The following is a 26,485-nucleotide window of genomic DNA, read 5'->3' as shown; positions in this document are numbered from 1 at the left end:
TATCGGTTAAGCGAGAGCGTCCCACCAGGACTTGTCGAGCTCGCCGCGCGCGACGAGCACGGCCGGTCCGGTGAGCGTCGACGTCGTCGGCTCGATCGTCACGAAGACCTGGCCGCCAAGGACGTCGACGGTCGCCGAGCCGGTCGTGCGGCCCTGGCCCGCGAGCCAGGAGGCGACGGAGGCGACGGTGCCGGTGCCGCAGGAGCGGGTCTCTCCGACGCCGCGCTCGTAGACGCGCATCTTCAACGCACCACCGCGCGGCGAGTCAGCGTCGGTTTCTCCCGGATCGAGGACGTTGATCAGCTCGACGTTGACGCCGTGCGGGAAGAAGACCGGGTCGAAGCCGGGCGGCACGGTCAGGTCGAAGCCGTCGACGTCGACGTCGGTGACGCACGCCAGGTGCGGGTTGCCGACGTCGACCGCGAAGCCGCCGATGCCGTGACCGTCGACCGCCGCGATGGACGTGCCGGTCACCCGCACGGGGCCCATGTCGTTGGTGACGGAACCGTCCGGGTGGGTGATGACCGTGCGATCCCCCGCCCGCGTGCCGACGACGAACGAACCCTGCGGCTGGTGGCCCGCGTCGACGAGGTAGCGGGCGAAGACGCGCAGGCCGTTGCCGCACATCTCGGCGATGGAGCCGTCGGCGTTGCGGTAGTCCATGAACCACTTGCCTTCAACCCGCACGACGCGCAGCACGCCGTCCGCGCCCAGGCCGCGCTGCCGGTCGCACAGCGCCCGCACGCGCGCCACCGTCAGGTCCAGCTGGTCATCGAGGTCGGGCAGGATGACGAAGTCGTTCTCCGTGCCGTGCCCCTTCACGAACTCCACGGCACCAGGTTACCGGCGGCTTCCAAGAGATCCGGCCGCGCACCGTCGAGCCAGGTGATGCGCTGGTCACGCCGGAACCACGACCGCTGCCGGCGCACGAACCGGCGGGTGGCGCGCTTGGTCTCCTCCGCGGCGAAGTCGATCGTGCACGCTCCGTCCATTGCGGACAGCACCTGCTGGTAGCCCAGCGCGCGCGAGGCGGTCTTGCCGTCCCGCAGGCCCAGCCGGACCAGGGCGCGCACCTCGTCCTCCAAACCGGAGCCGAACATCACGTCCACCCGCCGGTCGACGCGGGAGTCCAGTTCGGACACCTCGCGGTCGACACCGATCTGGACGGTGTCGTACCGCGCCGGTCCCGGCTTGGGGAGGTTCGCCGAGAACGGTTGCCCGGTCAGCTCGATGACCTCCAGCGCGCGCACGATGCGGCGGCCGTTGGACGGCAGGATCGCGATCGCGGCGGCGGGGTCCAGCGACTGCAGCCGCTGGTGCAGTGCTTCCGGGCCGACCGCCGCCAGTTCCGCTTCGAAGCGCTCGCGCACCGCGTCGTCGGTACCGGGGAACTTCAGGTCGTCGAGCACCGCCTGGACGTAAAGCCCCGAACCACCGACCAGGATCGGCGGGCGTCCGGCGGCCAGCAGCCCCTCGACGACGGCGCGGGTTTCGCGCTGGTAGGCCGCAACGGACGCGGTCTCGGTGACGGAGAGGACGTCGAGCAGGTGGTGCGGGATCCCGCGTCGCTCGGCCAGGGTCATCTTCGCCGTACCGATGTCCATGCCGCGGTAGAGCTGCATGGCGTCGGCGTTGACGACCTCTCCCCCGAACCGTTCCGCCAGTGCGACGGCCAGGTCGGACTTCCCGGTCGCGGTGGGTCCGACAACAGCGATAGGCGTGATCACGGGCGCTCCCAGACGGCGACGTGGTAGCCCACGCCGAACGGTGCGAAGAACTCGGCGCCGGCACAGCGCCACGGTCCGGGCACGCCGGCGAGGACCTGCCACGCCGCGCGCCCCTGGGCGCCCAGCTCACGGGCGAGTTCGAGGTCGAGGTCGAGCAGGCCGTCCACATCGGCGGCCGCCAGCAAGGAGTGCACGTGCTCGTCGAACGGTCCCGAACGCTCGTCGTGGGAACCTGGCGAACGCAGGCCGTGTCGAGTGGATCCGTCACCGAGGATCAGCAGCCCGGCGTCTTCCGCGGCGAGTTGTTGTCCAAACGAGACACAGTCGGCGGGAGCCAGATCGGGCGGCACGAGTTCAACGCGTGACACCTCGACCGCGCAGTGTTCCCGCAGCCACGCGGTGATTAGCACTGGCAACGGAATTCGCGGGTCCGGGCGCAGGTCACCGCCGAGTGACACAGGTACATCAACACCGAAACCGAGAAAAGTTCCCGACAACGGCGGCACGACGGTCGCGGGTCCGCTGTCGTCGGCCGCGACCGCGATCCACGGACCGGGCAGTTTTCCTGCTGCGGCAAGGGTTGCGGCGCGCACGGGCGCGGTTTCGGCGGCGGCTCCCGCGACCAGCTCCGGGACCAGAAGAGGCGGGTGGGGCACCACCGCGGCACGGGTGATCACGACGAACCAGGCTACCTATCGTGGACTCCCAGTACCGAGTCGAGCTCTGACCTGTTTGAATGCGCGCGGGGAATGGGGACGGGAGACGTCTCCAGCGCCCGTATTGCATCGGCCCCGCCGCGGCGGGGCGCCCGTGGCAGGCACGGGCGTCAGATGGGAGGAACCGGCGATGTCGGAGCAGGACAGCACACCGGAGGCCGTGGTCGAGACCGCCCCCGCGCAGGGCGCAGTCGCGGCTGCCGCCGAGGGTGGAGTCGAGGAGACGCCGAAGGAGACCGCGCAGGCGACGCCTCCGGCCGTCCCCGTGGCGTCGGACCACCCTGACCGCTGGGGGCGCGTTGACGCCGACGGCACCGTGTACGTGAAGACCGAGGACGGCGAGCGCGCCGTCGGGTCGTGGCAGGCGGGCGAACCGGTCGAGGGCCTCGCGCACTTCGCGCGGCGCTTCGACGACCTGCGCACCGAGGTCGAGCTGCTGGTGACGCGGCTCGCGTCCGGTGCCGGTGACCCGAAGCACGCGATGACCAGCGCGAAGCACGTCAAGGAGCAGCTCGCGGAAGCCGCCGTGGTCGGCGACCTCGCGGCGCTCGCCCGGCGCGTGGACTTCGTGCTGGAGCGTGCCGAGGCGGGCATGGAGAAGGCGAAGGAGGCCAAGGAGGCCGCCCGCGCCCAGTCCGTCGCCCGCAAGCAGGCGCTGGTCGACGAGGCCGAGTCGATCGCGAACGAGTCGACCCAGTGGAAGGTCGCCGGCGACCGGCTGCGCGCGATCCTCGACGAGTGGAAGACGATCCGCGGTGTCGACCGCAAGACCGACGAGCAGCTGTGGCGCCGGTTCTCGAAGGCGCGCGACGCGTTCAACCGCCGTCGTGGCTCGCACTTCGCGGACCTCGACCGGCAGCGTTCGGTGGCGAAGTCCTCCAAGCAGGCGCTCGTCGAAGAGGCCGAGAAGCTGGTCGACTCCGACGACTGGGGCCCCACGGCCGGTCGCTACAAGGAGCTGATGGTCGAGTGGAAGGCCGCCGGGCGTGCGCCCAAGGAGGCCGACGACGCGCTGTGGCAGCGGTTCCGGGCCGCGCAGGACGCGTTCTTCCAGAAGCGTTCCGAGGCCTTCAGCGAGCGTGACGCCGAGTTCACGGCCAACGCGAAGCTGAAGGAGGAACTGCTCGCCGAGGCCGAGACGATCGACCCGTCGGCCGACCTCGAGGCAGCCCGCAACCACCTTTACAAGATCCAGGAGCGGTGGGACGCCATCGGCAAGGTGCCGCGCGAGCGCATTCGCGAGCTCGAGGGCAAGCTCCGCGCGATCGAGGAGAAGGTCCGCGGCGCGGTCGACGCGCAGTGGCGTCGCTCCGACCCCGAGGCCGAGGCCCGCGTGGCGCAGTTCCGCGAGCGCGTGGAGCAGTTCGAGGCGCAGGCCGCGAAGGCCAGGGCCGCGGGCGACAAGCGCCGCACGGAGCAGGCCGAGGCGCAGGCCGCGCAGTGGCGCGAGTGGCTCGCCGCCGCTGAGCAGGCGCTGGCGACCCGCTAGTCCGGCACGCGCTGAGGGCCTCCTCTCCCGAGCGGAGAGGAGGCCCTCAGCGTGTTCGGCGGTCAGAGCTGGGGCGGGCGGGAAGCCGCGATCCTGACCCACTTCACCAGCAGCACGATCACCGCGATCACCGCGATGATCAGGCCGACGCCCGGACCCGGTCCGATCGTCTTGTTGCTCGTGGTCGTCTGCTGCGTCCAGATCGACAGCACGCCCGTCACCGAGCCCGCGAACAGGCCCAGCGAGCACACCCACGCGAGGCCCCAGCGGCGCACCGCGAGCGTGATGCCGGAGCCGAGCACGCCGACGCCGAGCGCGAAGAACGAGAACAGCCGCGGGACGAAGCTCTCGGACTCGCCGAGCACCACGCTGAGTCCGGTCTTGTCGCCGATCCACGGCAGCACGAGCGACACCAGCAACGCCAGCACGGCGATGGAGATCGTCAACGCGCCGGTGCCGGGATCGATGCGCTTGGCCGCCTGCTGCTCCACCGCGTCGATCTCCTTGCGCAGGTACTCGTCGTCGGACTTCGGGTCGCTCACTGGGCCGCGCACCCGGACACGGCGGGCAGCGGCGCGGGCGCCCCGAACGACGGCAGGCCGAGGCCGATGCCCGCGGTCTTGGGCTTGATGCCCGCCTCGGACCGGTCACCGGCCTTGGTGCGCCGCCACGACAGCGGTTCGCCGTCCGCGACGAGGTAGTGCGGGGCCGCGTAGGTCACGACGGTCTCGACGACGTCACCGGGACGCGGGGCCGTGTCGCCGGGCGTGAAGTGCACGAGGCGTCCGTCGCGGGCCCTGCCGCTCATGCGGTGCGTCTCGGCGTCGCGCTTGCCCTCACCGGTGGCGACGAGGACCTCGACGGTGCGGCCGACCTGCTCGATGTTCAACGAGTGGGTCATCTCGTTCTGCAACGCCACGAGCCGGTCGAAGCGCTCCTGCACGACGGCCTTGGGCAGCTGGTCCGGCAGCTCCGCGGCGGGGGTGCCGGGACGCTTGGAGTACTGGAACGTGAAGGCCGAGGAGAACCTGGCCTGGCGCACGACGTCGAGCGTGCCCTGGAAGTCCTCCTCGGTCTCGCCGGGGAAGCCGACGATGATGTCCGTGGTGATCGCGGCGTCCGGCATGGCGGCGCGGACCTTGTCGATGATGCCGAGGTACTTCTCGGTGCGGTAGGAGCGGCGCATCGCCTTGAGCAGGCGGTCCGACCCGGACTGCAGCGGCATGTGCAGGCTGTGGCACACGTTCGGCGTCTCGGCCATCGCGGCGATAACGTCGTCGGTGAAGTCCTTGGGGTGCGGCGAGGTGAAGCGCACGCGCTCCAGGCCATCGATGTCACCGCACGCGCGCAGCAGCTTGCCGAACGCCAGCCGGTCGCCGAACTCGACACCGTAGGAGTTGACGTTCTGACCGAGCAGCGTCACCTCCAGCACGCCTTCGTCCACCAGCGTCTGGACCTCGGCGAGCACGTCACCGGGGCGGCGGTCCTTCTCCTTGCCGCGCAGGGACGGCACGATGCAGAACGTGCAGGTGTTGTTGCAGCCCACCGAGATCGACACCCAGCCCGAGTAGGCGGAGTCGCGCGCGGCCGGCAGCGACGACGGGAACGTCTCCAGCGCGTCGAGGATCTCGACCTGCGCCTCCTCGTTGTGGCGCGCTCGTTCGAGCAACACCGGCAGCGAACCGATGTTGTGCGTGCCGAACACGACGTCGACCCACGGGGCGCGACGGACGATCTCGCTGCGGTCCTTCTGCGCGAGGCAGCCGCCGACCGCGATCTGCATGCCGGGCTTCGCCGCCTTCTGCGGGGCGAGGTGGCCGAGCGTGCCGTACAGCTTGTTGTCGGCGTTCTCGCGGACCGCGCAGGTGTTGAAGACGACGACGTCGGCCTGCTCGTCCCCGGTGGCCCGCTCGTAGCCGGCGTCTTCCAGCAGTCCGGCGAGCCGCTCGGAGTCGTGCACGTTCATCTGACAACCGAACGTGCGAATCTGGAAGGTCTTCGGAACCTGCACGGTACTCACGGTCAACACCATAACCCCTGCTCAGAGCCCCAACTCACGCGGACCGGGCAGAGGTGGACGCAGGTGCGCCTTGACCAGGCACGACCGGGTGAGCGCGAGAAGTGGACCTTTCGTCGGGTGCAAGCGGGTGACACCGCCGTGGCACGATGCGGTGGTGCTGGGACGAGTGCATGCAGCCGTGAGCCTGTTGACCGCCGCGACGGTCCTGACGGGCTGTGGCAGCACGGTGGAGAACATCAAGATCACGATGGCCACCGGCAGCGAGAGCGGCGTCTACTACGCGCTCGGCAACGGCCTCGCGGATGTCTGGAGCGGGCGGCTCGGCATCGTGCGTCCCCAGGTCGTCGCGACGGACGGGTCGATCGACAACGTCACCCGGCTGGTCAACAACCAGGCCGAGGTCGGTTTCTCGCAGGCCGACGCGCTCGATGAGGTGGACGGTGCCTCCCGGTTGCGCGCGCTGGCCCGCATGCACGACGACTACCTGCAGGTCATCATCCGCAACGACCTGCCGGTGACGAAGCTGAGCGAGCTGTCGGGCAGGCGCGTGTCGATCGGCGCGAAGGGCTCGGGGGTCGAGATCATCGCGAACAAGCTGCTGGGGGCCGAGAACGTGACGCCCCAGAAGGTGAACCTCGGCCTCGACGAGTCCGCCCAGGCGATGGAGGAGGGCAAGCTCGACGCGTTGTTCTGGTCGGGCGGGCTGCCGACGAAGAAGATCACCGATCTCGCCAAGGGCCTCGGCGTGCGCATGCTCGACCTGAACGACGTGCTGTCGAAGTTCCGCCAGCAATATCCCGTGTACGGCTCGGCCACGCTGCCCGCGTCCACCTACAACCTGCAGTCCGGACCGGTCATCACGCTCGTGGTGCGCAACTTCCTGCTCGTCCACGAGAACATGCCCGACGACGTGGCCGAGGCGCTCGTGCGCCAGCTGTTCGAAGGACAGCCCGAACTGGTCAAAGCGCACTCGGCGGCACGGACGATAGAGCAGCGGTCCGCGATCGAGACGTCACCGGTGCCGCTGCACAACGGCGCCATGCGCTACTACCGCGAAGCCAAAGTGTAGTTCGACCCGATATCCAATATCCGATATATCAGTTCCGGCTCAGGTCGCCGCGGGCAGCTCGATCACGACCTTGAGGCCACCGTCCTCAGGCGATTCGAGGCGGACGTTGCCGTCGACGCGCTCGACGACCAGACGCACGATCGACAGCCCGAGCCCCGAGCCCGGCACGTTCTGGTGGGCCGGGCTGCGCCAGAACCGGTCGGTCGCCCGTTCGAGCTCGTCGGGCTGCAGACCGGGCCCGTGGTCGGCGACCGAGAGCCGGACGACGCCGTCGGACTTGCGGACGTCCACCACGATCAGCGTGCCCTCAGGCGTGAACTTCAGCGCGTTGTCCAGCAGCGCGTCGAGAATCGTCTCGACCCCGCGCGGCGGCGCGAGGGCCATGCCGACGCGTTGCCCGTCGAGCACGAGGTGGACCTCCTTCGAGGCCGCGGCCGCCTGCCACGCCGACAGCCGCGCCGCCACGGACTTGTCGACGTCCACCGGCATCGGGTCCACGGAGCTCGACTCGGCGCGCGCCATGGCGAGCAGCTCGTCGAGGATCCGGTTCAGCCGGTCGGTCTCGCTCAACGCCTCGATCTGGTGCACCTCGGCCTCGGCGTCGACGTGACCCTCCAGGTTGGACAGTCGCAGTTTCAAGGCGGTCAACGGATTCCGCAGCTGATGCGAGGCGTCGGCGACGAAGGCCCGTTGCGCGGCAAGCACATCGCTCACGTTCGCGGCCATCTGGTCGAACGACTTCGAGAGCTGCCGCAGTTCCGGCGGCCCGCTCTCCGCGCCCACCGGCGGCACCGGCCGGCCCGACACGACCGCGCCCAGCAGCTTGCCCGTCGCGTCGTCGAGCGCCTGCACCGGGCGCAACGTCCAGCGCACCACCGGTAAAGCCAGCAGCACCGCGAGCGCCAGCACCAGCAGCGACGCCGCCAGCAGCAAACCCCACCACGCCAGCACCTCGAAGCTGGTCTTCGACGTCGGCGAGAACGTGATCACCGCCCCGCGCACCTCGCCGTCGACCAGCACGGGTTCGGCGAGCACCATCTTCGTGTCGCTCCACGGCATGAAGAACGGCGGCGCGACCGGCAGCCGTCCCGCGAGCGCCTTGCTCACCAGGTCCTGCACCGCGTTGTCGCCGAGCGCGAGGTCGTTGCGCGACGCCACCACCGCGACGGTCGGCGCGTCCCGGGCGACGACCGCCACGCCGATGTCGTAGAGCTCGTCGTAGCGCTCCAGCTCGGCCCGCAGCAGATCCGGTTTGTTGTCGATCAGCGGCCGCTGCGCCAGCGAGGCGAACCGGCTGGTGTCGGTGAGCCGGTCCAGGAACATCTCCTGCTGCTCCGCGGCCGCCACGCCACGGCCCAGCGGCACGCCGAGACCGACGAGCACCAGCACGATCAGGGCGAGCACCACGCCCAGCAGTCGGGACCTCACGAACCGTCACCCCGCCCTGCGACGACACGCCGACGAAAGATCACCCAATGGAGTTCACACCTGCCCCAGCCGGTATCCGACGCCGCGCACGGTCTCCAGCAGCGCGGGCCGCCCCAGCTTGGTCCGCAACGTCGCGACGTGCACGTCGAGGGTCCGGTTCGCGCCGGACCACGTCCGGCCCCACACCTCGGCCAGGATCCGCTCCCGCGTGCACACCGCGCCACCCGCCGCCATCACCAGCGCGAGCACCTGGAACTCCTTGCGGGACAGCGCGACGGATTCACCCGCGACGGTGACTTCGTGCCGCCCCAGGTCGACCCGCACGTCACCGGTTTCGAACACCTCCGTGGACACCGCGCCCACGCCCACCGGATCCGCGCCGCGACGGCGCCGGACGGCGTGCACGCGCGCCACGAGTTCTCCCACGTCGTAAGGCTTCACGAGGTAGTCGTCGGCCCCGGCGTGCAGGCCGAGGATCCGGTCGTCGATCTCCCCTCGCGCCGACACCACGATGATCGCGACGTCCGACGCCGCGCGGATGGCGCGGCACAGCGTCACACCGTCCATGTCGGGCAGTCCGAGGTCGAGCAGCACCACGTCGACGCCGGTGAGGCGGTCGAGCGTGCCGCGGCCCGTGGCCTGCCGATCCACGTGGAAACCCCGTCTGGTCAGGGCTGGGACCAAGGCCTCTGCGACCCTGTCGTCGTCCTCGACGAGCAGCACGCGCACTTTCGCTACCTCCCGGGCAACCGATGTCTGCCTGTGACAGAGTTGAGACCCTAAGTCTTGCTCAATGTCCTGGACTGGTGTGGTGGCGGACACCTAGGTTTCCGCCAACGCCGACGACCCCAAATGGAGGACTGGATGACTGCCGCCTCTGCCCCGCCGATGATTCGTGTGGCGGGCGTGGACAAGTTCTTCGGCCCGTTGCACGTGCTCAAGAACGTGCAGCTGGAAGTGCCGAAGGGGCAGGTCGTGGTCGTGCTGGGGCCGTCGGGTTCCGGTAAGTCGACCCTGTGCCGGACCATCAACCGCCTCGAACCGATTGATTCCGGTGTCATCGAGGTCGACGGGCAGCCGCTTCCCGCCGAAGGAAAAGAACTGGCCCGCCTGCGCGCCGATGTCGGCATGGTGTTCCAGTCGTTCAACCTTTTCGCGCACAAAACCATCGTCGAGAACGTGATGCTCGCTCCGACGAAGGTGCGCAAGACCCCGGCGGCCGAAGCGCGCAAGACCGCGATGGAACTGCTGGAGCGGGTCGGGATCGCCAACCAGGCGGAGAAGTACCCGGCTCAGCTCTCGGGTGGACAGCAGCAGCGCGCCGCGATCGCCCGCGCGCTCGCGATGAAGCCCAAGGTGATGCTGTTCGACGAGCCCACGTCCGCGCTCGACCCGGAGATGGTCCAGGAGGTCCTGGACGTCATGACGGGCCTCGCGAAGGACGGCATGACGATGCTGGTCGTCACGCACGAGATGGGCTTCGCCCGCAAGGCCGCGGACCGGGTGATCTTCATGTCCGACGGCGAGGTCGTCGAGGATTCGACCCCGGAAGAGTTCTTCTCGGCCCCGAAGTCCAACCGCGCGAAGGACTTCCTTGGCAAGATCCTGACTCACTAGTAGTCAGCCCACTTTCGAACGAATGGCAGGAGAAGGACGATGAGGGTTCGCACCCTTGCGGCGGTGCTGCTCACGAGCGCACTGGCCCTGGCCGCGTGTGGCAAGGAGGGCAGCCCGACCGACCAGGCTGCGCCCGCCGGCCTCTTCGAGGTCGCCAAGGACGTCAAGGTCGAGGGCTCGCCCACGTTCGAGAAGGTCAAGGCGCGCGGCAACCTCGTCATCGGTGTCAAGGAAGACCAGCCGGGTCTCGGCTACAAGGACCCGACGACGAACAAGTACAGCGGCTTCGACATCGACATCGCGCGGCTGATCTCCGCGAAGCTGGGCTTCGACCCGGAGAAGATCCAGTTCAAGACGGTCCAGTCCGCCGCCCGCGAGCAGGCGCTGATCAACGGTGACGTCGACTACTACGTCGGCACCTACACGATCAACGCCGGCCGCAAGGAGAAGGTCAGCTTCGCCGGACCGTACTTCGTCGCCGGTCAGGACCTGCTGATCAAGGCCGACAACACGACGATCACCGGCAAGGACACCCTCAAGGGCAAGAAGGTGTGCTCGGTGACCGGCTCCACGCCGGCCAAGCGCATCAAGGACGAGGGCCTGACCGAGGCGGCCAACGTCATCGAGTTCCAGGGCTACTCGCAGTGCGTCACCAAGCTCCTCGAGGGTGAGGTCGACGCGGTCACCACGGACGACGCGATCCTCAAGGGCTACGCGGCCGCTGAGGAGGGCAAGCTGAAGGTCGTCGGCAAGACGTTCTCCAGCGAGCCGTACGGCATCGGCCTGCCCAAGGAGGACAAGGCCCTGCGCGACAAGGTGAACGACATCCTGCAGGCCTCGCTGGACGACGGCACCTGGCAGAAGATCTACGAGGGCACTCTGGGCAAGTCGGGTTCGCCCGCCGAGAAGCCGAAGATCGACCGGTACTGACCGGGGGAGTTCACGTGGCCGGTGGATCCCACGTGGGTCCACCGGCCGTTCCTTTGAAGGCGGACGACGGCAAGGAAACCGATGAGCGTCCTCACCAACAACCTCCCGCTCTTCCTGGACCTGTTCTGGAAGACACTCCAACTCTTCGCGGTCTCCGCGGTGCTGTCGCTGGTGCTGGGCACGATCCTCGCCGCGCTGCGGGTCAGCCCGGTACCGGTGTTCCGGGGCATCGGCACGGGATACGTGACCGTGCTGCGCAACACGCCGCTGACGCTGGTGTTCGTGTTCTTCGTCTTCGCGTATCCGCTGCTGGACATCCTGAAGATCGAGAACTACACCGCGGCCGTGGTGGCGTTGTCGCTCTACACGGCGGCTTTCGTCTGCGAGGTCGTGCGATCGGGCATCAACACCGTGCCGGTCGGCCAGGCCGAGGCGTCCCGCGCCCTCGGGCTCACGTTCGTGCAGATGCTCGGCAACGTGGTGCTGCCACAGGCACTGCGCTCGGTGGTGCCACCGATGACGAGCACCATGATCGCGTTGCTGAAGAACACGACGGTGGCGTCCGGTTTCGCCGTCGCCCAGGCCGGCAACATCCGCGACTCGCTGTCGGAGCAGGGTGAGAACGTCCTGTTCGGACTCCTGTGGGTGGCACTCGGATTCGTCATCCTGGTCATGCCGCTGACGTACGTGCAGCAGGTCTTCGAGAAGCGGTGGAGCGTGGCCCGATGAGCATGGTGCTGTTCGACGTCCCCGGCCCGAAGGCCCGCGCTCGTCACAAGATCATGGCCGTCATCGGCATCGCGGCGGTGCTCGCGGGCCTGGTGTACGTGGCGATGCGCTTCATCGCCACCAACCAGTTCTCCTCCCGCAGGCTCGACTGGATCAACTACAAGCAGATCCAGCTCTCGCTCGTCGAGGCCATCGGCAACACGCTCAGCGCGTTCGCCGTCGGCGCGGCGCTCGCGCTCGCGTTCGGTGCGATCTTCGCCGCGGCCCGGCTCTCCGACCACGCGTGGGTGCGCGCGCCCGCGGCGGTGATCGTCGAGATCTTCCGCGCGATCCCGCTCGTGATCATGATGTTCTTCTTCTACTACGGCCTTCCCGTGGCCGGCGTGAAGCTGAGCGCGTTCACGGCGGTCGTGGTGAGCCTGATGCTCTACAACGGCTCGGTGCTCGCGGAGATCTTCCGCGCGGGCATCAACTCGTTGCCGAAGGGGCAGAGCGAGGCGGCGTACGCGCTGGGCATGCGCAAGACGCAGGTGATGACGTTCGTGCTGCTGCCGCAGGCGTTGCGGGCGATGCTGCCGACCATCATCAGCCAGCTCGTCGTGCTGCTGAAGGACACCGCGCTCGGGTTCCTCATCACCTTCGAGGAGCTGCTGAGGTGGGGTACCCGCATCGGTGGTGACGCGGTGAACTTCGGTCGCCCGATGATCTCGGTGATGATCGTGGTCGCGCTGATCTACATCGGTCTGTGCCTGTTGCTGACGTGGCTCGCGACCTACCTGGAGAAGCGCAACCGCCGCAACAAGAAGGTCATCCACCTCGATGACGACGCGGCCGGTCAGGTCCAGCTCGGCAACGCGTCGACCACGGTCGGCGCCGGGCTCGCCGTCTGACGCCGAAACCGCTGAACGGGGGTGTGTCCACATCGGACACACCCCTCTTTCGGTTCCAGCGCACTCAGCCGTGGACGTTCCAGTCGACGACACCGCACCAGTCCTGCGCGGACCCCACGACGTCGAGCGAGAAAGTGGTGCCGGCGCGGAAGTTCGACCCCAGGCAGCGGCGCGAGCGATCCCCGGCGGGAAACAGCACGGGACTGCCGGCCAACCGGCGGTCGCCGTCGCGGTACCAGCGGATCTCCAGGTCGACGGGACTGGACGTGACCCGCAGGTAGACGTCCGAGCCGTCGACGGTGATCGTGCGGACGGCGAGCAGGTCGGCCGATGCGGTGCGCATGCAGCGCAACGTATCGACGCGAGCGGAACCGGGTCGTCTCACGAAGAGTGGATCTCCCGTCAACTTTCGCGGTACGCTCTGAGTTGGGGGATCTACCGCGGTGACGTCACATGAATGAGGGGCATTGTGACGCGCGTGCTCGTTGTCGACGACCAGCCGTTGTTCAGAGCGGGTCTGGTCGCGTTGCTGAACGCTTCACCTGATCTGACCGTCGTCGGCGAGGCCGCGGACGGCGACACCGCCGTGCGGCTGGCCGAGTCGTCGAGTCCGGACGTGATCCTGCTGGACATCCGCCTGCCGGGGATCGTGGCGCTCAAACGCGTCGCGACGGCCGCGCGGTTGCTGGTGCTGACCACGTTCGACCTGGACGAGCACGTCCACGAGGCGTTGCGCCTGGGCGCCGCCGGGTTCGTGCTGAAGGAGTCGGAACCGGCCCGGCTGATCGCCGCGATCGCCGCCGTCGCGTCCGGGGAAATGCAGTTCAGCCCCACGGTGATGCGGCGGCTCGTGGCCGCGTACCTGCGAGGTGATACGGGCGTCTCCCCGTCGGGCTCGGTCGGTCTGGACGGGCTGACCGACCGCGAACGCGAAGTGTTGCGGCTCGTCGGCACCGGCCTGACGAACGCCGCGATCGCGACCAGGCTGACCGTCACGGAGGGCACGGTGAAGACCCACCTGAACCGCGTGATGACGAAGCTGCGGCTGACCAGCCGGGCGCAGGCCGTGGTGATGGCCTACGAGTCCCGGCTGGTCGTACCGCAGGCCGTTACCGCCTGAACAGCTTGTTGCCGAGCCAGACGATCGGGTCGTACTTGCGGTCGGCGACGCGCTCCTTCATCGGGATGAGCGCGTTGTCGGTGATGTGGATGTGTTCGGGGCACACCTCGCTGCAGCATTTGGTGATGTTGCAGTACCCGAGCCCGTGGTCGTCCTGCGCCTGGTCGACGCGGTCGGCGGTGTCGAGCGGGTGCATCTCCAGTTCGGCGACCCGCATGAGGAACCGCGGTCCCGAGAACGCCTCCTTGTTCTCCTCGTGGTCACGCACCACGTGGCAGGTGTTCTGGCACAGGAAGCACTCGATGCACTTGCGGAACTCCTGCGAGCGCTCGACGTCGACCTGCTGCATCCGGTACTCGCCGGGCGCCAGGTCCTTCGGCGGCGCGAACGACGGGACCTCGCGTGCCTTGGTGTAGTTGAAGGACACGTCGGTGACGAGGTCGCGGATGATCGGGAACGTCCGCATCGGCGTGACCGTGATCGTCTCCGACTCCTCGAAGACCGACATCCGGGTCATGCACAGCAGGCGCGGGCGTCCGTTGATCTCCGCGGAGCACGAGCCGCACTTGCCCGCCTTGCAGTTCCACCGCACCGCGAGGTCCGGTGCCTGCGTGGCCTGCAGCCGGTGGATGATGTCGAGCACGACCTCACCCTCGTTGACCTCGACGGTGAAGTCCTCCAGCGCACCGCCGGAGTCGTCACCGCGCCACACCCGGAACTTCCCCTGGTAGCTCATGACAACTCCTCCGCGGTGAGGTACTTCTCCAGTTCGGTGCGGTCGAACAGGTCCAGCAGGTCGCCGCGGATCGGGATCTGCGGTTTCTCCTCCACCGAGACACGGTCCCCGTCCACGTTGCACACCAACAGCTTTCGCCGCCACTCCGCGTCCATCGACGGGTGGTCGTCGCGGGTGTGACCGCCGCGGGACTCCGTGCGCAGCAGTGCCGCCTTCGCCACGCATTCCGACACCAGCAGCATGTTGCGCAGGTCGAGCGCGAGGTGCCAGCCGGGGTTGAACTGCTGGTGTCCCTCGACCGTCAGCGACTGGGCCCGCTCCTTGAGTTTCTCCAGGCGCTGCAGGGCTTCTTCCATCTCGCCCTGGCGGCGGATGATGCCGACGAGGTCGTTCATCGACTGCTGCAGCTCCATGTGCAGCGTGTACGGGTTCTCGCCGCCTTCCTGCTGGAACGGCTTGAGCGCGGTGGCCCGTGCCTCGGTGACGGTCTCCTCCGGCACGGCCGGCCTGGAGTCGAGTGCCCGCACGTACTCCGAGGCACCCGCACCGGCCCTGCGTCCGAACACGAGCAGGTCCGACAACGAGTTGCCACCCAGGCGGTTCGAGCCGTGCATGCCGCCGGACACCTCGCCGGCGGCGTAAAGCCCTGCCACCGAAGAGGATCCGGTGTCCGGGTCGACCTCGACGCCACCCATCACGTAGTGACAGGTCGGGCCGACCTCCATCGGCTGCGCGGTGATGTCCACATCGGCCAGTTCCTTGAACTGGTGGTGCATGGACGGCAGCCGCTTGCGGATCTCCTCGGCGGGCAGACGCGTTGACACGTCGAGGAAAACGCCGCCGTGCGGTGATCCGCGGCCGGCCTTGACCTCGGAGTTGATCGCACGCGCGACCTCGTCACGCGGCAGCAGTTCCGGTGGGCGCCGGTTGTTCGCCTGGTCGGTGTACCAACGGTCGCCCTCCTCCTCGTTGTCGGCGTACTTGTCCTTGAACACCTCGGGGATGTAGTCGAACATGAACCGCTTGCCCTCGGAGTTGCGCAGCACGCCACCGTCACCGCGCACGGACTCGGTGACGAGGATGCCCTTGACCGACGGCGGCCAGACCATTCCGGTGGGGTGGAACTGGATGAACTCCATGTTGATCAGCGAGGCGCCCGCGCGCAGTGCCAGCGCGTGGCCGTCGCCGGTGTACTCCCACGAGTTCGAGGTGACCTTGAACGACTTGCCGATGCCGCCGGTCGCGAGGATCACCGCGGGTGCCTCGAACAGCACGAACCGGCCGGACTCGCGCCAGTAGCCGAACACGCCGGCGATGCGGTCCCCGTCCTTGACGAGGTCGGTGACGGTGAACTCCTGGAACACCCGCAGGCGTTCCTCGTAGTCACCGAACTCCTTGAAGTCCTCCTGTTGCAGCGACACGATCTTCTGCTGCAGCGTGCGGATCAGTTCGAGACCGGTGCGGTCACCGACGTGCGCGAGGCGCGGGTACTCGTGGCCGCCGAAGTTGCGCTGCGAGATGCGGCCGTCCTTCGTGCGGTCGAACAGCGCGCCGTACGTCTCGAGTTCCCAAACTCGTTGCGGTGCTTCCTGCGCGTGCAGTTCGGCCATCCGCCAGTTGTTGAGGAACTTGCCGCCGCGCATGGTGTCGCGGAAGTGCACCTGCCAGCTGTCGCTCGAGTTCACGTTGCCCATGGCGGCGGCGATGCCACCCTCGGCCATCACCGTGTGGGCCTTGCCGAACAACGACTTGCAGAGAACGGCGGTGCGCATGCCGTGCTCACGGGCCTCGATCGCGGCACGTAGTCCGGCACCACCGGCGCCGATCACGAGAACGTCGAACGAGTGCCTTTCCAGCTCGGGCAAAACCACTCCTTAGTTGATGAAGCGGAGGTCGGAGATCGTTCCCGAGGCGACCAGCGCGACGTACAGGTCCGTGAGGCAGACGAAGATCAGCGAAGCCCAGGCCAGCTGCATGTGCCGGTTGTTCAGCTTCGAGATCTGCGTCCACATCCAGTAGCGGACCGGGTGCTTGGAGAAGTGCTTGAGCCGCCCGCCCGCGATGTGGCGGCACGAGTGGCAGGACAGCGTGTACGCGCCGAGCAGCGCGACGTTCGCGAGCAGGATGATGTTGCCGAGGCCGACACCGGTGCCGAACGCGAGGATCGCGTCGTAGATGTTGATCAGTAGCAGGAGCGAGGCCGCGTAGAAGAAGTAGCGGTGCAGGTTCTGCGCGATCAGCGGGAACCGGGTCTCACCGGTGTACTTGCTGTGCGGCTCGGCCACGGCGCACGCGGGCGGTGACGCCCAGGCGGCCCGGTAGTAGGCCTTGCGGTAGTAGTAGCAGGTGATCCGGAACCCCAGCAGGAACGGGATGATGATCACCGGCGGGGTCAGGAAGCCGGGCAGTGCCGGGAACCACTGACCGAAGTGCGAGGCGGCCGGGACGCACTCCTCGGTGAGACACGGCGAGTACATCGGTGTGAGGTAGTGGTACTGGTCGACCCAGTAGTAGTCCCCCTGGAACGTGCGGAACGCCGCGTAGATCGAGATGAGCAGCAGGCCGACGAATGTCGTCAGCGGCGGCAACCACCATCGGTCCGTGCGCAGAGTCCTGGCGGCGATCTCTGCCCTCGCCATTACTCACCTTTCTGGGGGTCCACGTCGTTGTGGAAGAAACGCCGAACGGCCCCCGCGTCAGGCGGGGGCCGTGTGGTCACGTCGGCTCAGGATCGGTTGCGGTAGCCACCGAGTCCTTCGTCGTCTGCGTCCTTCCAAAGCGACTCGTCGTAGGGCGTGTCGGGCACGACCACGACCTCGCGTTCCACTCGAGGAGCTTCACGCTGCCTCGGGGTGCTGAGGTCGACGAGTTCGGTGGCGTCGATGTCCATGCGTTCAACGTCGTTGGCAAGGCGCTGAACCGCTGCCACGTCGCCATACCTGGCACGCAGCGCGCTGACGGCATGCCGCATCTGACCGATGACCCGGCGCAGTTCGACGATCTCCGTGGACGTCATGGGACACCTCCGTTCCAAGGTCGTGCCCCGCACTCTGCCCAATCTCAAGCCATGTGACAAGCACCACACGCCAAGATTCAAAACTGGTTCCCTCCCAGTTACTGAATCGTTTTTGTGCTTACCACCAGCCATGACTTACTGTGTGTGGCGTCACGCCCGTCCGTGGGACGCCACCGTTGTCGTCTCGTAAGGGCCCCACCACGGCCCGTGATGACCCGGAGACCACCATGACCGAACTGCATCCTGTCCTGACAGAGGTCACGCGCCGGATCGCCGCCCGAAGCGCCGATTCCCGTCGTGTGTACCTCGAACGAGTGGCCGCGGCCGCGCAGGACGGCACGTCCCGGTCCGGCTTCGCGTGCAGCAACCTGGCGCACGGCTTCGCCGGAATCACCGGCGGCGACAAGGCGGCGCTGCGGGCGCTGCGCAAGTCCAACGTCGCGATCGTGTCGTCCTACAACGACATGCTGTCCGCCCACCAGCCGTTCCAGGAGTACCCGGCCTGGATCAAGGACGCGGTCCGTTCGGCGGGTGGCGTGTCCCAGTTCGCGGGCGGTGTGCCCGCGATGTGCGACGGCATCACCCAGGGCCGGGACGGCATGGAGCTGTCGCTGTTCAGCCGTGACGTCATCGCGATGTCCACCGGCGTGGCCCTGTCGCACGAGATGTTCGACGCCGCGGTGCTGCTGGGCGTCTGCGACAAGATCGTGCCGGGCCTGCTGATCGGCGCGCTGTCGTTCGGGCACCTGCCGTCGATCCTGGTGCCCGCGGGCCCGATGTCGTCCGGCCTGTCCAACAAGGAGAAGGCCCGCGTCCGGCAGCTCTACGCGGAGGGCAAGGCGTCGCGCGAGGACCTGCTGGAGGCCGAGGCCGCCTCGTACCACTCCCCCGGCACCTGCACGTTCTACGGCACCGCGAACTCGAACCAGATGGTCGTCGAGGTCATGGGCCTGCACCTGCCGGGCGCCTCGTTCGTGCCGCCGGGCACCTCGTTGCGACGCGCGCTGACCGAGCACGCCGGCCGCCGCGCCGTCGAGATGGCCCGCGGTGACGACTACACCCCGATCGCGCACATCGTCGACGAGAAGGCCGTGGTCAACGGCGTGGTCGCCCTGCTGGCCACCGGTGGCTCCACCAACCACACGATGCACCTGGTCGCCATCGCCGCCGCCGCGGGCATCGAGCTGAGCTGGGACGACCTGAACGACCTGTCGTCGATCGTGCCGCTGATCGCGCGGGTCTACCCGAACGGCAGCGCCGACATCAACCACTTCCAGGCCGCGGGCGGCGTCCAGTTCGTCGTCGGCACCTTGCTGGACGCCGGCTTGCTGCACGCCGACGTCAACACCGTGGCCGGTCACGGCCTCGACCGCTACCGCCAGGAACCGACGCTGGTCGACGGCTCGGTGGTCTGGGTGGACGGCCCCGGCCGCTCGCTGGACCTCGAAGTCCTGCGCCCCGCCTCCGACCCGTTCGCCGCCGACGGTGGCCTGCGGATGCTCACCGGCAACCTCGGCCGCTCGGTCATCAAGGTCTCGGCCGTGGCTTCCGAAAACCACGTCGTCGAGGCGCCTGCCCGCGTGTTCACCACGCAGGAAGCCTTCCAGGAGGCCTTCCAGGCAGGCGAACTCGACCGCGACGTGGTCGTCGTCGTCCGCCAGCAGGGCCCGCAGGCCAACGGCATGCCCGAACTGCACAAGCTGACCCCGCCGCTGGGCGTCCTGATGGACCGCGGCTACAAGGTGGCCCTGGTGACCGACGGCCGCATGTCCGGTGCCTCGGGCAAGATCCCGGCCGCCATCCAGGTGACCCCGGAAGCCGCAGTGGGCGGCCCGCTCGGCCGCGTCCGCGACGGCGACGTCGTGCGGCTGGACGCCTCCGCCGGAACGCTGGAGGCCCACGTGTCCGCGGGCGAACTGGCGTCGCGGCCCCTCGTGGACTTCCCGCCGACCGGCCGCGAATGGGTCGGCACGGGCCGCGAACTGTTCGCCGCACTGCGCCGCACCGTCGGCCCCGCTGACCGCGGCGCGACGGTGTTCGGCCCCATCACCGCCGACCACTTCGCCCCGGTCACGCACCACTGACCCCCTGCACCACCAATATATTACTTTTCCACTACCGCTGACCTGCCCTTTAGCAATGAGACTTTGGACTTCGTCCGCAAAAGACCCATTGCAAAGGCGGCGACGCCGACCCAGCCCGTCGCCGTACCCGCCCCATCGGCCCCGGCAGTCCGACCCTGCAGGGCTTGCCCAACAGCCTTTGCAATGAGTCTTTTGACTTCGTCCGCAAACGTCTTTTGCATCCGGGTGGGCGCGAGGCAGGTGTGACAGCATGCGATATATCGGTTTCCGATCAAGGAGAGCAGCAGTGACAACCGGCGCGGACCTTCTCACGCTGTCGCCCGTCATCCCCGTCGTCGTGGTCGACGACGCCGACCACGCGGTGCCGCTCGCCCAGGCGCTGCTGCGCGGTGGCGTTCGCGTCATCGAGCTCACACTGCGCACGCCGGCCGCGCTCGCCGCGATCGAGAACGTCGCGCGCGAAGTGCCGGACATCGTGATCGGCGCCGGCACCGTCACGGCGCCCGAGCACGCCGAGCAGGCGGCGAAGGCCGGAGCGGCGTTCCTCGTCACGCCCGGCACGACCGACCGGGTGCTCGACGCCGCCGACGCAACCGGTCTGCCGTACCTGCCGGGCGCGGCGACGGTGTCCGAGGTGATGCGCCTGGCCGAGCGCGGGCTGAGCGCGTTGAAGTTCTTCCCGGCCGAGGCGGCGGGCGGGGTCGACTACCTGAAGTCGATCGGCGGGCCGATCCCGCACGTGAAGTTCTGCCCGACCGGTGGCATCACGCCGCAGACCGCGCCGAACTACCTCGCGCTGCCGAACGTCGGCTGCGTCGGTGGTTCGTGGCTGGCGCCGAAGGACGCGCTGGCGAACGGCGACTGGGACCGCATCGAGACGCTCGCCCGGGAAGCGAGCCGGCTCGGGTAATCCAGGTCACGGACCGGAAATTCGGCTCGCATCACGAGACCGGCGTCCCACCACGTTGGATTCTTCACCCAACAGGAGGTGACGCCGGTCTCCAATTAACGGGAGTTTGAGGAAAGGTGAACGGAACCATCACCTGTTGAGATTTCTTCCGGGAACAACGATCAGCACCCCGGTGTCACACTTGCTCGTTGCAATGGCGCACGAGAGGAGCGGGTGTGGCTGTCCAGGAAGCCGACGTGGCGGGGCTGGTCGGAGAACAGCTGACGATGTCGGCATTCAACCAGCTGTCCGGCAGTCTGGGTGGTTATTCCTTCGTCAAGGTGGTCGTCGACCGACACAACGAGACGATCCATTTTCTGAACAACGCGCGTCACGAGTTCCACGCCCTTTACATCGGGCAAGAGGTTCTCGGCATCGGCGGCGAGGAGATGCGCGCGCGGATCGACGAGTTCAACCAGAGCTTCTACCACGCCTCTGACCGGCGGTTCTTCCTCGGCGTCCTGTCGCTGCACAAGCGCGAGGACAAGCGCATGTTCTCGCTGGAGACGGTCGAGGTCGACACCATGTCGGCGGACATGATCGAGTACTTCTACGCCGAAGTGCGCAAGAACGTCGACTCCGCGACGCCGTTGTTCTTCAAGCCCGCCAACCACCTCCAGGAACAGGCCGTGGCGGAGCTTCCCTTGGAAAGGCTTCCACGAATCCTTGCGCACGAATTGTTCTCCACCGCCGAGTTCGTGGCGTTGAACCCCGGCACGACGAAGGGCCGGTTGCGCGCATTCCGCACCGAGCAGGAGTATCGCGAGAACTCGCTGGAGTGGTTCGACATCGTGGTGATGCACCGCGTTCCCGACGACATTCCGCGACTCGCCGGCATCATCAACGCGAGCCACACCACTCCCCTGTCGCACACGAACGTTCTCGCGACCGGATGGTCCATTCCGAACGCCATCCAGCTCGGCGCGTTCGACCTGATCGACCGGGAGAACCTCGACGGCCAGTGGGTCGAGTACGAGGTGTCGCCGAAGAGCGCCGAGGTCGGTCTGCGGCTGATCGACGAGCCGGCTGACATCGGCCAGCGCCCCGCCTGGTACGCGCAGCGCGTCACGCTCGAGGAGCCCGAGGACACCTACAACCCGATCCTCGACCTCGGCAAGATCCGCTACAACGACAGCCACCGCTACGGCACCAAGGCCGCGAACCTCGGCGAGCTGCACCACGTGCTCGCCGCGGAATCGCCGCGTCGGCTGCTCGGTTTCTTCTCGGTGCCGCGCCCGCCGCGTGACAACCTCATGCCGTACCTCGCGAAGCTGCTCGACAGTGAAGGCGACCTGCTCACCGCCTCTCAGCAGCTGCTCGCCGAACGGGTCCGGGTGCCGCGCGGCATCGCCCTCCCCTTCTCGATGCACCAGGGCTTCCTGGAGTCGTCGCCGAAGATCCAACAGGCCATCGGCAAGCTGAAGATGGCCCTGGAGCTCAACGCCCGCGAGATCGAACCGCTGTGCGTCGAGCTGCAGCAGCTGATCCGCAAGACCCGCGTGCCCGACTACCTGCTGTCCGAACTGGACACCGCGCTCGTCGAGAACCTCGCGGGCGTGCGGACCTTCGTGGTGCGCAGCTCGTCGAACGCCGAGGACCTGGCCGGGTTCTCCGCCGCGGGCATCTACGAGTCGTACAACCACGTCACCAACGCCGAGAAGATCGTGGCGTCGGTCAAGGAGGTGTGGGCCTCGCTCGTGTCGGCGCGCAGCGTGCGCCTGCGGCAGCAGGCCGGCATCTCGTTGGACGACTGCTTCATGGGCGTCGTGATCCAGGAGCAGGTCAAGGCGGACTTCGGCGGTGTCATGGTCACGACGAATCCCATGAACCGCAACGACTTCCGCAACGTCTACATCAACGTCTCGCCGAACGTCACCGACGTCGTCGAGGGCTCGAAGCAGCCGATGCAGTACCTCTACTCCACTGTGGAGGGTGGCGGCCGCACGGTGTCCCTCGGTGACGCTGAGGAGGACTTGACCACAAAAGGGCACGCGCAGCTGCAGCGGCTCGCGATCGTGGGCCGGTTGCTGCAGTCGCACTTCTCGCCGGACTACACGTTCGACTCGCCGGTCGACATCGAGTGGCTCGCCACCGACGAGGTCCTGTACGTCCTGCAGCTCCGGCCGTACTCGATCTGATGCTGGGTCTTCGCGTACCGGCGACTCCGGAAGTGGCGCGTGCCGTCCGCCTGACGTACGGCTTCCAGTTCTTCTTCGGGCTGCTGCTGTGGATCCCGATCTTCTACGAGTACCAGAAGCAGCTCGGGCTGAGCGACGCCGAGATCTTCGGCATCCAGTCGATCTACTACATCGCGTTCTGCCTCATGGAGATCCCGACCGGCATGGTCGCGGACCGCTTCGACTACCGCACGTCGTTGTGGCTCGGCGCGGGCGTGCTGGTCTTCGCGAACATGGTGCCGGTGTTCGCCGGCAACTACACCGGGTTCCTGGTCCACTTCCTGTTGATCGCGCTGGCCAGGTCGTTGATCTCGGGCGCCCAGAGCGCGTACCTGTACGAGTACCTCAACGCGCACAACGCCGGGCACCTCTACCTCAAGGTCGAGGGCGTCGGACGGTCCTACAGCCTCGTCGGCAAGATCGTGTACTGGCCGGTGATCGGTTTGCTGATGCAGTGGAACATGCCGTCGCCGTATTGGCTCACCGCGATCAACGCCGCGATCGCGGTCGTGCTGGCGCTGAAACTGCCACCGATTCCGGGCTGGCAACGACCTGAAGGCAAGACGTCGAAGCTGCTCGCGGGCGTCGGCGGTGCGTTCAGCTCACTCAAAGCCTCACGCTGGCTGTTGCTGTTGATGGTGCAGGGCATCGCGATGTTCACGCTGGTGCGGATCCTGCAGGTGAACCTGTTCCAGCCGGTGCTCGACTCGAAGGACGTCTCGGTCACCTGGTACGGCTCGGTGCTCGCCGCGATGACGATCTTCGAGGCCGTCGCCGCCGCGCGCCCGCACTGGCTGTCGAAGAAGATCGGGCCGGCGAAGTCGGTGTTCCTGCTGACCGTCGTGATGGCGTTGGCGATCGGCTTCATCGTGCCGTCCGGTGGCGTCGTGACGATCGTGTTGCTGTGCCTGTTCTCCGTGACGGCGGGCATGAGTTTCCCCATCCAGAAGAAGCTGCTCAACGACGCGATCCCGGATTCCCGCTACCGCGCAACGCTTCTGTCGATGGAGTCCATCATGGACCGTGCCGTGTGCGCGGTCGTCGCAGTCGTGCTCGGCGTCTACCTCGCCGGCGGGCGGCTCAACGAGTTCCTGGTGCTGTCGTCCGTCGTCACCGTGATCCTGATGGCGTTGCTGGCGGGCTTGCTGATCGTCGTCAGGACCACAAGGCGGCGACGAGCTCAGCTCGTCCCGTGATGCCGAGCTTGCGGTAGGCGCTCGACAGGTGCAGTTCCACCGTGCGGCGGGTGAGGTGCAGGGTCTCGGCGATCTGCCGGTTCGTCAGACCTTGCACCGCCATCCGCGCGACGCGGTTCTCCTGCTTGGTCAGGCCCTGGACCTGGTCGTCCCCGTCCCGGACCTCGTCACCGGCGAGCTTGGCCAGCGGGTGCGCGCTGAGGTGGCGGGCCAGTTCGAACGCCTGACGCAGGTGCGGGGCGGCCGCGTCGGTGCGGCCCTTGCGGCGCAGGTGGTGGCCGAGCCAGTACGACGACTGGGCGTGCAGCAGCCGGTGCGGTGACGAGGCGAGAAGTTGTTCTGCCTCAGCGAGGACGTCGACGTCGTCGGTGCTGATGCCCACGCTCATCAGCGCGGTTCCCACGACACGGGTGGAGCCCCACCTCTTGGCCAGGTCGAGCTCTTCGTGCGCGAGCCGCGCGGCGTCGTCGCGGTTGCCCAACGCCAAATACGCGCGCACGGCGTGGTGCCGCCAGGCGACCAGCGCCGGGTTCGGCATCTCCCGCGCGGCGAGCCGCCGTCCCGCTTCGAGCAGGTCTTCGAGCGCGCCCTCCGCGTGGCACGACGCGAGCTTGAGCCGGCCGCGGGCGTAGACGACGTTGATGTGCTGCAACAGATCGCCGTCTTCGGTGACCAGCGGCGCGGCCTCGTCGAACTGCCCCATCTCGACGCACACCTCGGCCAGTTTCGCGCTCGCCAGCAGGACCGACGGGCAGTCGAGGTTGCCGGTCGAGACCGGTGGCGTCAGGAACGTGTAGGCGCGGGCGAGGTCACCGCTGTTGTGGAAGGCGGTGGCGCGGGCGATCATGCTGAGCATGCCGCGGCGCAGGTGCGGGTCGTGCGAGACCGGCGCGGTGCTGTGCGAGAGCCAGAGCTTGTTGATGTGCGCGGGATCGTCGCCGAGCACCGGCACCAGGAACGTGAACAGGTACGACTCGCCGAACACGTCGACCCATTCGCCGTCGAGTGCCTCCAGCGCGTGCTTGACGGCGTCCGCGGACGAGTCGCCGTTGCGGGCGTTGCCGACGGCGAGCAACGCCGACCGCGCGCGCTTCAGGTTCGGGTCCTGCGGGATGTCGCCGATGAGGTCGCCGAAGTACTTGCCGGCGCAGTTCGCCATCCGGGCGTCGCGGTTGGCGGCGAGGAGATAGGTGGTGCAGACGAGGTTCCAGACCAGGTCGCGGTCCTCGGGCAGCAGCCGGGCGATGACCATGATCGCCAGCGAGACCGCGAAGTGCGCGTCCGAACCCGTGCACATGCGCTGGATCAACGACAGCGTGACGCTCGCGGCGAGCCGCGGGTCCTCGCACTTGACCAGCGCGTCGCGGACGCGGTCGCGGCCGAGGGCGTTGTTCTTCAGGTGTTCCGCGTGACCGAGCTCGACCTCGATCGACAGGCGGTCCTCGTCGGACAGATGTTCCTCGAGCGCCCGTTCCAGGTGCTCGACACCGCCGACCTCCCGCAACAGGTCGACCGACCACGGCAAGCGGACCGACCTGGCCTTCAGCACGTGCTCGGCGACACGCTCGTCGGGGGCGTCCGACTCGAACAGCAGCCAGGCGGCGCGGGCGTGCGCGGCGGAACGGACCGCGACCGGCATGTCGGCGAGGATGCTGTTGCGCACGAACGGATGCCTGAACGTCAGCGGGTCGGTGTCGGCGAGCACACCGAGACGGACGAGCGTGTCGACGGCGGGCAACGCGTCGAAGCCGGTGAGCGCGGACAGCAGTTCGAGGCCGGCGTCACCGTCCAGCACGGCGGCGGAACGGGCGACCTCGGCGGTCCCGGTGTACTCGCGCAACCGCATGCCGATCATCTCGCCGACGGCGGCAGACCCCTCGCCTTCCTCACGTAGCAAGGCTTGTAGCAGATAGGGGTTGCCGCCGGTGAGTTCGTGGCAGCGCGCCGCGTCCCGGTCCGGGAGGTTCTCGGTGAGGCGTTCGACAGCCGCGATGTCGAGGCCGTCGAGGTCGATGCGGTGCGGGTGGCCACCGGCGATCTCGGGCAGCGTCACCTCGTCCGTGGACAGGTAGCCCTGCGACGCGCCGAACGCGATGACGACCGGCATGTGCTGCAGCCGCGGGCGCAGGTACGCGAGCGCGCGCTTGGAGAAGGTGTCGGCGACGTGCACGTCGTCGATGACCATCAGGATCGGTGCCCTGCGGGCGGAGTTCGCGGCGCGCGCGTACAGCTCTTCGAGGTCGTGCTCGTTCGCGAGGCACGGCGCGAGCTGGCGGACCACCGCGCCGGGCAGGTGGCTCTCCAGGCGCGCGCTCTTGGCCAGCCGGACGGTGAAGCCGCGCTCGCGGGCCTCGGCGGTGAAGGCCTCCAGCAGCGCGGACTTGCCGATGCCGAACCCGCCGGTGACGACCACGCACGAGCCGGTTCCCTGCACCGCGTCGTCGAGCAAACGTCCGAGAGCAGCGAGTTCCGCGTCCCGGCCGAGTAGTGGAGATGTCACCTCTGTCTACCCCTGCCTTCGGTACCGAGAGGACCGCAGGTCGAACGTTTCGGTGTTCCTTCGGTGAGGACCGTAGAGACCTGCGCTTCGTC

General features: G+C 68.1%; 24 protein-coding genes. 11 read left to right on the top strand and 13 right to left on the bottom strand.

Annotated features, from left to right (window positions below):
- Nucleotides 1-6: 6 nt before the first annotated feature.
- From dapF to G7043_RS28920, 3 genes are read right to left on the bottom strand one after another with little or no spacing between them, the layout of a single operon-like run.
- Complete coding sequence (dapF, locus tag G7043_RS28930) at nucleotides 7-831, bottom strand: diaminopimelate epimerase (protein ID WP_166050838.1); 825 nt, start codon at nucleotides 829-831, stop codon at nucleotides 7-9.
- A complete protein-coding gene (miaA, locus tag G7043_RS28925) occupies nucleotides 819-1,727 on the bottom strand; it encodes a tRNA (adenosine(37)-N6)-dimethylallyltransferase MiaA (RefSeq protein WP_313888124.1) in 909 nt (302 codons plus the stop codon). The genes dapF and miaA overlap by 13 nt, the downstream gene beginning before the upstream one ends.
- Nucleotides 1,724-2,404 (bottom strand): hypothetical protein, encoded by a 681-nt coding sequence (locus tag G7043_RS28920; protein ID WP_166050836.1) that lies wholly within the window; start codon nucleotides 2,402-2,404, stop codon nucleotides 1,724-1,726. Before G7043_RS28920 ends, miaA begins: the two co-directional genes overlap by 4 nt.
- A gap of 169 nt (nucleotides 2,405-2,573) precedes the next feature.
- Between G7043_RS28920 and G7043_RS28915 the strand changes: the two genes are divergently transcribed.
- A complete protein-coding gene (locus tag G7043_RS28915) occupies nucleotides 2,574-3,932 on the top strand; it encodes a DUF349 domain-containing protein (RefSeq protein ID WP_166050834.1) in 1,359 nt (452 codons plus the stop codon).
- Between the two features lie 62 nt (nucleotides 3,933-3,994).
- On the opposite strand, the gene G7043_RS28910 is transcribed toward G7043_RS28915, so the two are convergent.
- Nucleotides 3,995-4,474: an Rv2732c family membrane protein gene (locus G7043_RS28910; protein ID WP_166050833.1), complete on the bottom strand. Its 480-nt coding sequence runs from the start codon at nucleotides 4,472-4,474 to the stop codon at nucleotides 3,995-3,997.
- Complete coding sequence (miaB, locus tag G7043_RS28905) at nucleotides 4,471-5,952, bottom strand: tRNA (N6-isopentenyl adenosine(37)-C2)-methylthiotransferase MiaB (protein ID WP_313888123.1); 1,482 nt, start codon at nucleotides 5,950-5,952, stop codon at nucleotides 4,471-4,473. The genes G7043_RS28910 and miaB overlap by 4 nt, the downstream gene beginning before the upstream one ends.
- A gap of 178 nt (nucleotides 5,953-6,130) precedes the next feature.
- On the opposite strand from miaB, the gene G7043_RS28900 reads away from it, so the two are divergent.
- Entirely contained in the window at nucleotides 6,131-7,021 is an 891-nt protein-coding gene (locus tag G7043_RS28900; protein WP_313888122.1) for a TAXI family TRAP transporter solute-binding subunit, read from the top strand.
- Between the two features lie 39 nt (nucleotides 7,022-7,060).
- On the opposite strand, the gene G7043_RS28895 is transcribed toward G7043_RS28900, so the two are convergent.
- Both G7043_RS28895 and G7043_RS28890 read right to left on the bottom strand, forming a co-directional pair.
- Nucleotides 7,061-8,449, bottom strand: a complete 1,389-nt coding sequence (locus G7043_RS28895) for a sensor histidine kinase (RefSeq protein WP_166050829.1) — start codon at nucleotides 8,447-8,449, stop codon at nucleotides 7,061-7,063.
- Between the two features lie 54 nt (nucleotides 8,450-8,503).
- Nucleotides 8,504-9,178 carry a response regulator transcription factor gene (locus G7043_RS28890; RefSeq protein ID WP_030464939.1) on the bottom strand — a complete coding sequence of 225 codons (675 nt, stop codon included), beginning with the start codon at nucleotides 9,176-9,178 and terminating at the stop codon, nucleotides 8,504-8,506.
- A 159-nt stretch (nucleotides 9,179-9,337) separates the two neighbouring features.
- On the opposite strand from G7043_RS28890, the gene G7043_RS28885 reads away from it, so the two are divergent.
- The 4 genes from G7043_RS28885 (at nucleotide 9,338) to G7043_RS28870 (ending at nucleotide 12,615) form a co-directional block, all read left to right on the top strand.
- Nucleotides 9,338-10,066, top strand: a complete 729-nt coding sequence (locus G7043_RS28885) for an amino acid ABC transporter ATP-binding protein (RefSeq protein ID WP_207311886.1) — start codon at nucleotides 9,338-9,340, stop codon at nucleotides 10,064-10,066.
- Nucleotides 10,067-10,105: 39 nt separating this feature from the next.
- Complete coding sequence (locus G7043_RS28880) at nucleotides 10,106-10,996, top strand: glutamate ABC transporter substrate-binding protein (RefSeq protein WP_166050827.1); 891 nt, start codon at nucleotides 10,106-10,108, stop codon at nucleotides 10,994-10,996.
- An 81-nt stretch (nucleotides 10,997-11,077) separates the two neighbouring features.
- Nucleotides 11,078-11,725, top strand: coding sequence for an amino acid ABC transporter permease (locus G7043_RS28875; protein WP_166050825.1), 648 nt, complete (start codon nucleotides 11,078-11,080; stop codon nucleotides 11,723-11,725).
- Nucleotides 11,722-12,615 carry an amino acid ABC transporter permease gene (locus G7043_RS28870; protein ID WP_166050823.1) on the top strand — a complete coding sequence of 298 codons (894 nt, stop codon included), beginning with the start codon at nucleotides 11,722-11,724 and terminating at the stop codon, nucleotides 12,613-12,615. Before G7043_RS28875 ends, G7043_RS28870 begins: the two co-directional genes overlap by 4 nt.
- A gap of 64 nt (nucleotides 12,616-12,679) precedes the next feature.
- On the opposite strand, the gene G7043_RS28865 is transcribed toward G7043_RS28870, so the two are convergent.
- Nucleotides 12,680-12,958 (bottom strand): hypothetical protein, encoded by a 279-nt coding sequence (locus G7043_RS28865; protein WP_166050821.1) that lies wholly within the window; start codon nucleotides 12,956-12,958, stop codon nucleotides 12,680-12,682.
- Nucleotides 12,959-13,093: 135 nt separating this feature from the next.
- On the opposite strand from G7043_RS28865, the gene G7043_RS28860 reads away from it, so the two are divergent.
- Nucleotides 13,094-13,735 (top strand): response regulator transcription factor, encoded by a 642-nt coding sequence (locus G7043_RS28860; protein WP_313888121.1) that lies wholly within the window; start codon nucleotides 13,094-13,096, stop codon nucleotides 13,733-13,735.
- Here G7043_RS28860 and G7043_RS28855 read toward each other — a convergent pair.
- From G7043_RS28855 to G7043_RS28840, 4 genes are all read right to left on the bottom strand, one after another.
- Nucleotides 13,725-14,471: a succinate dehydrogenase/fumarate reductase iron-sulfur subunit gene (locus tag G7043_RS28855; protein ID WP_166050819.1), complete on the bottom strand. Its 747-nt coding sequence runs from the start codon at nucleotides 14,469-14,471 to the stop codon at nucleotides 13,725-13,727. The two genes, G7043_RS28860 and G7043_RS28855, sit on opposite strands and share 11 nt — an antisense overlap.
- Nucleotides 14,468-16,336: a fumarate reductase/succinate dehydrogenase flavoprotein subunit gene (locus G7043_RS28850; RefSeq protein WP_166050816.1), complete on the bottom strand. Its 1,869-nt coding sequence runs from the start codon at nucleotides 16,334-16,336 to the stop codon at nucleotides 14,468-14,470. Before G7043_RS28850 ends, G7043_RS28855 begins: the two co-directional genes overlap by 4 nt.
- Before the next feature lie 9 nt (nucleotides 16,337-16,345).
- Complete coding sequence (locus G7043_RS28845) at nucleotides 16,346-17,110, bottom strand: hypothetical protein (protein WP_166050814.1); 765 nt, start codon at nucleotides 17,108-17,110, stop codon at nucleotides 16,346-16,348.
- A gap of 86 nt (nucleotides 17,111-17,196) precedes the next feature.
- Nucleotides 17,197-17,487, bottom strand: a complete 291-nt coding sequence (locus G7043_RS28840) for a hypothetical protein (RefSeq protein WP_166050812.1) — start codon at nucleotides 17,485-17,487, stop codon at nucleotides 17,197-17,199.
- A 227-nt stretch (nucleotides 17,488-17,714) separates the two neighbouring features.
- Here G7043_RS28840 and edd point away from each other — a divergent pair, with 227 nt between their 5' ends.
- The 4 genes from edd to G7043_RS28820 all read left to right on the top strand — a co-directional run bounded on the left by edd (nucleotide 17,715) and on the right by G7043_RS28820 (nucleotide 23,893).
- Nucleotides 17,715-19,571, top strand: coding sequence for a phosphogluconate dehydratase (edd, locus tag G7043_RS28835; protein WP_166050810.1), 1,857 nt, complete (start codon nucleotides 17,715-17,717; stop codon nucleotides 19,569-19,571).
- Between the two features lie 286 nt (nucleotides 19,572-19,857).
- Nucleotides 19,858-20,481 carry a bifunctional 4-hydroxy-2-oxoglutarate aldolase/2-dehydro-3-deoxy-phosphogluconate aldolase gene (gene eda, locus G7043_RS28830; protein ID WP_313888120.1) on the top strand — a complete coding sequence of 208 codons (624 nt, stop codon included), beginning with the start codon at nucleotides 19,858-19,860 and terminating at the stop codon, nucleotides 20,479-20,481.
- Nucleotides 20,482-20,696: 215 nt separating this feature from the next.
- Nucleotides 20,697-22,658, top strand: a complete 1,962-nt coding sequence (locus G7043_RS28825) for a PEP/pyruvate-binding domain-containing protein (RefSeq protein WP_313888119.1) — start codon at nucleotides 20,697-20,699, stop codon at nucleotides 22,656-22,658.
- Nucleotides 22,658-23,893 (top strand): MFS transporter, encoded by a 1,236-nt coding sequence (locus G7043_RS28820; RefSeq protein WP_166050806.1) that lies wholly within the window; start codon nucleotides 22,658-22,660, stop codon nucleotides 23,891-23,893. The genes G7043_RS28825 and G7043_RS28820 overlap by 1 nt, the downstream gene beginning before the upstream one ends.
- Here the strand turns inward: G7043_RS28820 and G7043_RS50005 are convergent.
- The gene (locus G7043_RS50005) at nucleotides 23,853-26,393 is read right to left on the bottom strand and encodes a BREX system ATP-binding domain-containing protein (protein ID WP_166050804.1); all 2,541 of its coding nucleotides are present in this window, start codon (nucleotides 26,391-26,393) and stop codon (nucleotides 23,853-23,855) included. The two genes, G7043_RS28820 and G7043_RS50005, sit on opposite strands and share 41 nt — an antisense overlap.
- Between the last annotated feature and the right edge of the window lie 92 nt (nucleotides 26,394-26,485).

This window comes from Lentzea alba, assembly GCF_011067745.1.
In the GTDB taxonomy this organism is placed as follows: Bacteria; Actinomycetota; Actinomycetes; order Mycobacteriales; family Pseudonocardiaceae; genus Lentzea; species Lentzea alba.
The sequence above is the reverse complement of the archived record's forward strand: the minus strand, read 5'-3'. Positions and strand labels throughout refer to the sequence as shown.